At 64.2% G+C, this 2,253-nt stretch carries 2 protein-coding genes; one reads left to right on the top strand and one right to left on the bottom strand.

The annotated features are described in order from the left end of the window. Positions 1 to 358 precede the first annotated feature (358 nt). Complete coding sequence (locus tag KBX08_RS32985; protein ID WP_210787666.1) at positions 359 to 664, top strand: CU044_2847 family protein; 306 nt, start codon at positions 359 to 361, stop codon at positions 662 to 664. Between the two features lie 34 nt (positions 665 to 698). On the opposite strand, the gene KBX08_RS32980 is transcribed toward KBX08_RS32985, so the two are convergent. Continuing rightward, the gene (locus KBX08_RS32980; protein WP_210787665.1) at positions 699 to 1,271 is read right to left on the bottom strand and encodes a hypothetical protein; all 573 of its coding nucleotides are present in this window, start codon (positions 1,269 to 1,271) and stop codon (positions 699 to 701) included. Between the last annotated feature and the right edge of the window lie 982 nt (positions 1,272 to 2,253).

Below are 2,253 nucleotides of genomic sequence, written 5' to 3'. Positions count from 1 at the left end.
GGGAGGACATGGGCGGAGGTGAGCACGACCCGGGAGGTCACGAAGAAGCCCGCTCCGAGTAGGTGCCCCTCACCATAGAGCTGAACTACGTACCGCTGGTCGTGCGGAGTCGTGCTTCCCTCGGAGTTCGTCGGCGTCTGGGTCGCACTCATCGCATCCACGATAAGGGCCGCCGTGACGGACACCCGTCACCCATTTGGGTAGTTCCTAGTGATTGAGACAGCCGTCCGCACCCACACACCGGCCCTGTAAGCAACGGCCAGTTCCAGCGGAACGTGCCAGGGCCGTCACGTGTCGCTACGCTGGCCACCCTCCTAAGGGCAGCAGGAAACCAACGATGGGCGAGAGGATTCTCCACATGGCCGACGGCAAGCTTCTTGTTGAGACCATCGAACTAGGCCGAGACGATCGCCAAATCGGCCCGTACCGCCGAGGGACGGCAGCGGTCGCTGACCGCCGCGCCGAGTTGGAGGCGGCGTTAACCGAGATCGTCACAATCGCACAGACAGCAGCCGCCGCTACGGGGGATCCATCGCCGTGGGAAGTCGACTCGCTCGAAGCAACATTTGGCGTGAGCGTCTTAGCTTCCGGCGGGGTGCTCATCGGCGGCGCAGGCAGCGACGCGGCAATCGAGATCAAGTTGACCCTGAAGCGCAGCGAGTAAGGCTCCCGCTTCTTGAGTTTTCAACTCGCAAAGATCAGCAGCTTCCGGCCGGACGACTTGTCTCCCTGTCGGGCACGACCTTGGGTGATGTCGAAGCCGCCAAGCTGCGGCGAAGCCGCTGACCGTCATCATCGTCCACGGAATGGTTGCGCATGCCCAGCTCGGTCCGAGCAGCTTTGCGGAATGCCGCTTCGGCAGCGTGACAGGCGCGGTCCACGTCGAGCCAGGGACGTCCGTTACGGTCCCAAAGCGCCTGGGCGGCGACATGCAGTCGTATAAGTGAACCATCGGTCGAGCGGCTCCGGGTCAGCAGGGAGGCCCTCGAATAGGCGGCCAGGAGCGCCAGGCCCGCCCGCTGCTCTTCCGCGACGGTCGTGCCTCGTAATCCGGCCTCGTCGTATAGCCCCCAAGCAGCGTGGAATCGCTGCAACACCTCGGCATACGCCTCGTGCCGGAGTTCCACCCACTTCCTGCGCCGCTGACCACCCGAACCGACCCATTGGCCTACAACGTTCGCGATTAGGCCGCCGATGATCGCACCGGTTGCACCGACCAACCCAGCGAGGACGACGGCTTGAGGCTGAGTGAGGTTTGCCCACATGACCATGATGGTGTCCTTCGGCTGTTCGGCCCCGCAAGGCCTGCACCTCCACATCATCCCGCCGAGGGCACCTCACGGACGAGCTTGATCTTGGTCCGGCCCAAGGTGCATCGCGACTGGTCGCCACCACCTGCGCCACGGCTTGCTCTACGGGAGATCGTGTCGGCCGGAGCGGCCGCCTCCGGACGCAACCAGGATTGGTCATACGTCGATGGCGACCGAGGCCAGGGACCCTAACCTCTTACCACGGTGGGGGCTAGGTGCCGCTCCCGTCTAGGTGGGTCTGTGCCTGTACCAGGCGCCGGCGCAGCAGGAGGCAACACCCCAGCCAGCCGGGACCCTTCGAGTGCGGCTACTCCTGTACAACAGCGGTGGGCGGCCATCGAACGGAACTGACGGCGCTGCGCCCGGCTGTGCAGTACAGAAACTACGCGGACCGGTTCGCTGTCCTCCAGGACCCCACGATCACGGACCAGACGGTCTACGTCGAACTCCGCCAATACCGACGGGTCCTGGCCACACCGCTGTGCGGCCCGCCGATCCTCGCCCAAGCCGACACCGCCATCATCGAACTGCTCCGGAGGTATTCGCCCGTGCCCGGCCGGCGTCGACCTCTCCGGCGACGCGATGACAGGTTGCTTCACTATCCACGATCGACTATGGAGACCAGGACCAGGGAGCCCCCGACGATCCTGCCTCGCATCGGGGCTCGTCGAAACGCCCGGCGTAACGACAGCTGACGGCATCTGCAGCGCTTGACGCGCAATCAAGAGCAAAACTGCCGCTCCATCCAGGACGCAGATGAAGCAGCAGGTCAGAGCATTGTTCAGCGCGCACGTCGACGGCCAACCATCCACGTGGTTACCGCCAACAAAGATCATCCGTTACCGGATGTTACCGCCGTTACCTGAGAAGATCTTCATCTGCCCAGGTCAATCGGTCGGGACGGCCGGATTCGAACCGACGACCCCTTGACCCCCAGTCAAGT

It is taken from the genome of Micromonospora sp. H61 (genome assembly GCF_018070325.1).
Classification (GTDB): Bacteria; Actinomycetota; Actinomycetes; order Mycobacteriales; family Micromonosporaceae; genus Micromonospora; species Micromonospora salmantinae.
The sequence above is the reverse complement of the archived record's forward strand: the minus strand, read 5'-3'. Positions and strand labels throughout refer to the sequence as shown.

Bases quoted from the DNA above. Each gene is read 5' to 3' on its own strand.
- KBX08_RS32985 (WP_210787666.1), top strand. From the start codon at position 359: ATGGCCGACGGCAAGCTTCTTGTTGAGACCATCGAACTAGGCCGAGAC.
- KBX08_RS32980 (WP_210787665.1), bottom strand. From the start codon at position 1,271: ATGGTCATGTGGGCAAACCTCACTCAGCCTCAAGCCGTCGTCCTCGCT.